Source organism: Pyxidicoccus fallax (assembly GCF_012933655.1).
Lineage (GTDB): Bacteria > Myxococcota > Myxococcia > Myxococcales > Myxococcaceae > Myxococcus > Myxococcus fallax.
Genome location: NZ_JABBJJ010000520.1, coordinates 1 through 5,991, shown reverse-complemented (window position 1 = coordinate 5,991; position 5,991 = coordinate 1). Strand labels below are relative to the sequence as shown.

At 72.5% G+C, this 5,991-nt stretch carries 1 protein-coding gene; it reads right to left on the bottom strand.

Translation table 11 applies throughout. The features are described from left to right. Positions 1–5,991, bottom strand: a 5,991-nt coding sequence (locus tag HG543_RS50575; RefSeq protein ID WP_169352161.1) for a non-ribosomal peptide synthetase, incomplete at both ends; no start/stop codon positions are given.

Sequence of the window (5,991 nt, the reverse complement as noted above, 5' to 3'; positions counted from 1 at the left end):
GGCGCTCGACGGGGTAGCTCGGGTCCATGGGGACGTAGGCGCCGCCGGCCTTGAGGATGCCGAGGATGCCGACCACCGTGTCCAGCGAGCGCTCCACGCACAGGGCCACGGGCACTTCGGCCCGGACCCCCAGGGCGCGCAGGTGGTGCGCGAGCTGGTTGGCCCTGGCATCGAGCTGGGCATAGGTGAGCACCCCGCCCTCGAAGCGCACCGCCATGGCGTCAGGGGTACGAGCCGCCTGCGCCTCGAAGAGCTGGTGAGCACACGCCTCTCGCGGGAAGTCCCGCGTGGTGGCGTTCCACTCGACCAGCATTCGGCGCTGCTCGTCCTCGGGGAGCAGGGGCAGGGTGGACAGGCGAGCCTCGGGCCTCGCCGCGGCGGCCTCCAACACCGTGCCCAGGTGGCGAATCAGCCGGTCGATGGTCGCAGCCTCGAACAGGTCCGTGCGGTACTCGGCCATGCACTCCAGGCCGCGCGCGGTCTCCAGGATGGCCAGCGTGATGTCCAGACGCGACGTACCCAGTTCGATGGGCTCGCCACGCAGGGTGAGGCCCGGCGCCTCCAGCACCTCGTCCGGCTGGTTCTGGAGCACCAGCTTCACCTGGAACAGCGGCGCATGGCCCAGGCTGCGGTCGGGGTTGAGCGCCTTGACCAGCTCCTCGAAGGGCAGGTCCTGATGGGCGTACGCGCCGAGAGTCGCCTGCCGCACGCGGCCGAGCAGCTCGCGGAAGGACAGGTCTCCATCGAGCCGCGCGCGAAGGGCGAGCTGGTTGATGAAGAAGCCGATGAGGCCTTCGGTCTCCGAGCGGTTGCGATTGGCGATGTCGGTGCCAACGACGAAGTCGTCCTGACCGGAGTAGCGAGAGAGGACCACCTCGAAGCCAGCCAGCAGGGCCATGAAGAGGGTGGTGCCCTCGCGGCGGCTCAGCGCATGGAGCGAGTCGGTCAGTGTCTTCGGCAGCACCCGCGAGTGCGTCGCGCCGCGCAGGCTGCGCACGGCGGGACGCGGGAAGTCGGTGGGCAGCTCCAGCATCGGAGGCGCGCCGGAGAGGTGCTCACGCCACCAGGAGAGCTGGGCCTCCAACGCGTCACCCTGGAGCCAGCCGCGCTGCCATGCGGAGTAGTCCGCGTACTGCACGGGCAGCTCGGGCAGCGGCGAGGCACGGCCCTCGCGGAAGGCCGAGTACAGCGCCGCCATCTCACGCACCAGGACGACCATGGACCAGCCGTCCGTGACGATGTGGTGCAGCGTCAGGAACAGCACGTGCTCCGCTTCACCGCGCTTCAGCAGCGTGGCGCGCAGCAGCGGCCCGCGCGACAGATTGAACGGGCGCTGTGCCTCCTCGCGCGCCAGCCTGCGCACCTCGGCCTCGCGGGTATCCACGGGCTGCGAGGACAGGTCCACCACGGGCAGCGGCACCGGTCCGGCCGGATGGATGACCTGGACGGGGCCCTCGGCGAAGGTGGTGCGCAGCACCTCATGACGGCGCACCAGCTCCGTGAGGCTGCGCTCCATGGCACCTACGTCCAGCGTGCCCTCCAGCCGGAGCACGCCCGGCATGTTGTAGAAGGGGCTGTCCGGCTCCAGTCGGTCCAGGAACCACAGGCGCTGCTGCGCGAAGGACAGCGGCAGCGGGCCGGTGCGCGGCATGGGCCGCAGCGGCGGGGCCAGCGGCGCGGCCTCGGAAGAGCGAGCCAGCACGTCCACGCGTGCGGCGAGTCCGGCCACGGTGGGCGCTTCGAACAGCTCGCGCAGCGGCAGGTCCACTCCCGTCGCGCTCCGCACGCGCGACACCACCTGCGTGGCCAGCAGCGAGTGACCGCCCAGGTCGAAGAAGCTGTCGACGGCGCTCACGCGCTCCACGCCGAGCACCTGGGCGAAGAGGCCCGCGAGCAGCTCCTCCGTCGGGGTGCGCGGGGCCACGTAGGCGGTGCCCGTATCCACCGTCGCCTCCGGCGCCGGCAGGGCCTTGCGGTCCAGCTTCCCGTTGGAGAGCAGCGGGAGCGCATCCAGCGTGACGAACGCCGAAGGCACCATCGCCGCCGGCAGCCGTCCGGCGAGGAAGGTCCGCAGGTCGCCCACGAGGGACGCCGTCTCCGTCGCGGAGTCGCGCCGCACCACATAGGCCACCAGCCGCATGCCCCTCGCGTCCTCGCGGGCCACCACGGCCGTGTCACGCACGGCGGGGTGCTCGGCCAGGACCGCCTCGATTTCGCCGGGCTCGATTCGGACTCCGCGCACCTTCACCTGGTCGTCCACGCGGCCGAGGAACTCCAGCGTGCCGTCGACGCGCCAGCGCGCCCGGTCACCCGTGCGGTACAGCCGCGCGCCCGGCTTGCCGCCGAACGCGTCCGGCACGAAGCGCTCGGCCGTCAGCTCCGGCCGGCCCGCGTAGCCGCGCGCCAGACCGTCGCCACCGATGAACAGCTCGCCCGAGACACCTGGCGGAACCGGCTGTCCCCGCGTGTCCAGCACGTATGCTTGGGTGTTGGCGATGGGGCGACCGATGGTCGTGGAGGGGCCCTCGCCCGGCTCTCCGCCGAGCCAGGCCGTCGCGTCGACGGTCGTCTCCGTCGGGCCATAGGCGTTGATGAGCCGCGTGGACGGCAGCCGCTCGCGGACGCGGCGGACCAGCTCCACGGGCAGGGCTTCGCCTCCGGACAGCAGCATGCGCAGTCCCGCCGCGCGCTCCACCTGCGCTTCTTCGAGGAGGACTCGCAGCTGCGAAGGCACGAGCTGGAGCACCGTCACCTGCTGGCGCGCCAGCGTGGCCAGCAACGCGGCCGTGTCGTTGTCCGCCTCCGTCGGTCCGAGCACCAGCCGTGCCCCGGACACCAGCGTCGCCAGCAGCTCCGGCACGGAGGCGTCGAAGCCAATCGACGCCTTCTGCAGCACCCGATCGCCCTCACTCAGCTCCAGCGCGGAGATGAACCACGCCGTGTGCCGCGCCAGCGCGCGATGGGAGACCAGCACGCCCTTGGGCCGGCCCGTGGAGCCGGAGGTGAAGAGGACGTATGCGGCATTGTCGGCCACCGGCCGTGGGAGCCGGGGCACCTCACCCGAGGGCGTCACGCCGTCCTCGAAGAGCACCACCGTGGCGGCGCTCACGGGCAGCGCGTCCCGCAGCGCCCGCTGGGTGAGGAGCACGGCGGGCCGCGCATCCTCCAGCATGAACGCGAGACGCTCGCGGGGAGCGTCCGGCTCCAGCGGCACCCAGGCGCCACCCGCCTCCAGGATGGCGAGCAGGCCCACCACCAGCTCGGGCGAGCGGCGGGCGCACAGCCCCACGCGCACCTCGGGCCCCACTCCGAGCCCACGCAGCCGCTCGGCCAGGATGCCCACCCGCTGCATCAGCTCGGCATAGGTGAGCTGTCCACCGTCCCACGAGAGCGCCACGGCGTCGGGACTGCGCGCCGCGCGCGCCGCGACCTGCGCGGACACCGGCGTGTCGCGCGGGTAGTCGGCCGCGGTGTCGTTCCACTCCACCAGGAGCTGGTGCCGCTCCTCGGGCGACATCAGCGGCAAGTCACACAGGAGCTGCTCGGGCGCGGCCACCACGGCCTCCAGCAGCCGGAGCTGGTGCGAGGCCATGCGCTGGATGGTGGCCGCGTCGAACAGGTCGGAGTTGTACTCGAACACTCCGGCGTAGCCGTCCGGCAGCTCGTCCAGGGCGAGCGTGAGGAAGAACTTCGCCACGCCGAGGTCCATGTCGACGGGGCGGAGGGTGAGCCCGGGCAGGGCCTGCTCGGGCATGGGCGTGTTCTGCAGGGAGAACATCACCTGGAACAGCGGCGAGTGGCCCAGGCTGCGCGTCGGCTGCAGCTCCTCGACGAGCTTCTCGAAGGGCACGTCCTGGTTCGCGAAGGCGCCCAGGGCCGCGTCCTTGACCTCGGCGAGCAGGGCCCGGAAGGACTTGTCTCCCGACGGGCGCGCGCGCAGCGCCAGCGTGTTGACGAAGAAGCCGACGAGGCCCTCCGTCCCGACGTGGTTGCGGCCGGCCACCGGCGTGCCGATGACCAGGTCCTCCTGGCCCGAGTAGCGGGACAGCAGCGTCTGGAAGGCCGCCAGCAGCACCATGAAGGGCGTGACGCCCTCGCGCTGCGCCAGGGTGTTCACCGCGTCCGATAGGGCTCGGGGCAGCCGCACGGGAAGGGTGGCGCCGCGGAACGTCTGTACCGCGGGCAGCGGGTGGTCCGTGGGCAGCGCGAGCACCTGGGGCGCGCCCTCGAGCTGCCCGCGCCACCAGTCGAGCTGCCGTCGGAGCGCGCCGGTCTCCAGCCACGCGCGCTGCCACGCGGCGAAGTCCGCGTACTGCACCGCCAGCTCGGGCAGCGGTGAGGGCCGGCCTTCATGGAAGGCCGAATAGAGCGCGCCGAACTCCCGGACGACGACTCCGAGCGACCACCCGTCGGAGACGATGTGGTGCATGTTCGCCACGAGGACGTGCTCCTGCTCGGAGCGCTTCAGCAGGCGGATTCGCAGCAGCGGGCCGCTGGCGAGGTCGAACGCATGGAGCGCCGTCTCGCGGATGAGCCGGCGGACCTCGGACTCGCACTGGGCCGGAGGCAGCGTGGAGAGGTCGACGAGGTCGAACGCGAGCGCGGCCTCCTCGGAGATGACCTGCACGGGCGCGCCGTTCTCGGTGCGGAACGTGGTGCGCAGCGACTCGTGCCGGCGCACCAGCTCGCGGAGGCCGCGCTCCAGGGCGGCCATGTCCAGCGCACCCGACAGCCGGATGGCCATCGGGAGATTGTAGAAGGGGCTGCCCGGCTGGAACTGGTCGAGGAACCACAGGCGCTGCTGGGCGAAGGAGAGCGGCAGCGAGCCGGTGCGTTCCACCCGCGTCAGCGCCGGAGCGCCCGCGGCCGTGCCGCCCGCCGACGCGAGTGCCTGCAGCCGGGCGGCGAGCTTCGCCACTGTGGGCGCTTCGAACACCTCGCGCAGGGGCAGCTCCACGCCGAAGCTGGCTTGCAGGCGGGAGACCACCTGGGTGGCCAGCAGCGAGTGACCGCCCAGCTCGAAGAAGTCGTCGTCCACGCCCACGCGCTCGACGTGCAGCAACTCCGCCCACATGCCGGCGAGCTGCTCCTCGGTGCGGTTGCGCGGCGCTACGTACTCGCGCGCCTGTGCGGCCTGGGCGCCTTCGGGGGAGGGCAGCGCCTGGCGGTTCACCTTGCCGTTGGGCGTCAGTGGCAGCGCGTCCAGGGTCACCAGAGCCGCGGGCACCATGTGCTCGGGCAGCCGCTGCTTGAGGAAGGTGCGCAGCGCCAGGGTGTCGAGGGTGTCGCCCTCCTGGGCCACGACGTACGCCACCAGTCGCTTGTCGCCCGGCGCGTCCTCGCGCACCACGGCCACCGCCTCGCGCACGGACGGGTGCTGGCTGAGCGCCGTTTCGACTTCACCCAGCTCGATGCGGAAGCCGCGCAGCTTCACCTGGAGGTCGAAGCGGCCCAGGTACTCCAGGGTGCCGTCGGCCAGCCAGCGCACGCGGTCGCCGGTGCGGTAGAGGCGGGCCCCGGGCACGTCACTGAAGGGATGGGGGACGAAGCGCTCGGCGGTGAGGCCCGCCTGGTGGCGGTAACCGCGCGCCAGGCCCACGCTGTCCACGCACAGCTCGCCGGGCACGCCCACCGGCACGGGCCGCAGTTGCGCATCCAGCACGTACACGCGCACGTTGGCCCAGGGCCGGCCGATGCTGAGCCGCTGGCCCGGGCGCATGGGCTCGGAGAGGGTGGCGCAGACGGTGACTTCCGTGGGGCCGTAGGCATTGAGCAGCCGCACGCGGCCGCCCCAGCGCTCCACCAGCTCCGGGGTGCAGGCTTCACCGGCGGAGATGAGCGTCTCCAGCGCGGGGAAGTCCTCCGGAGTCATCTGCGCCAGCACGGAGGGCGTCAGGGTGACGGCGGTGATGGACTCGTCGCGCAGCAGGGCACGCAGGGGCGCACCGGGCATCAACCGCTCACGGGGCGCGAGCACCAGCGTGGCGCCGG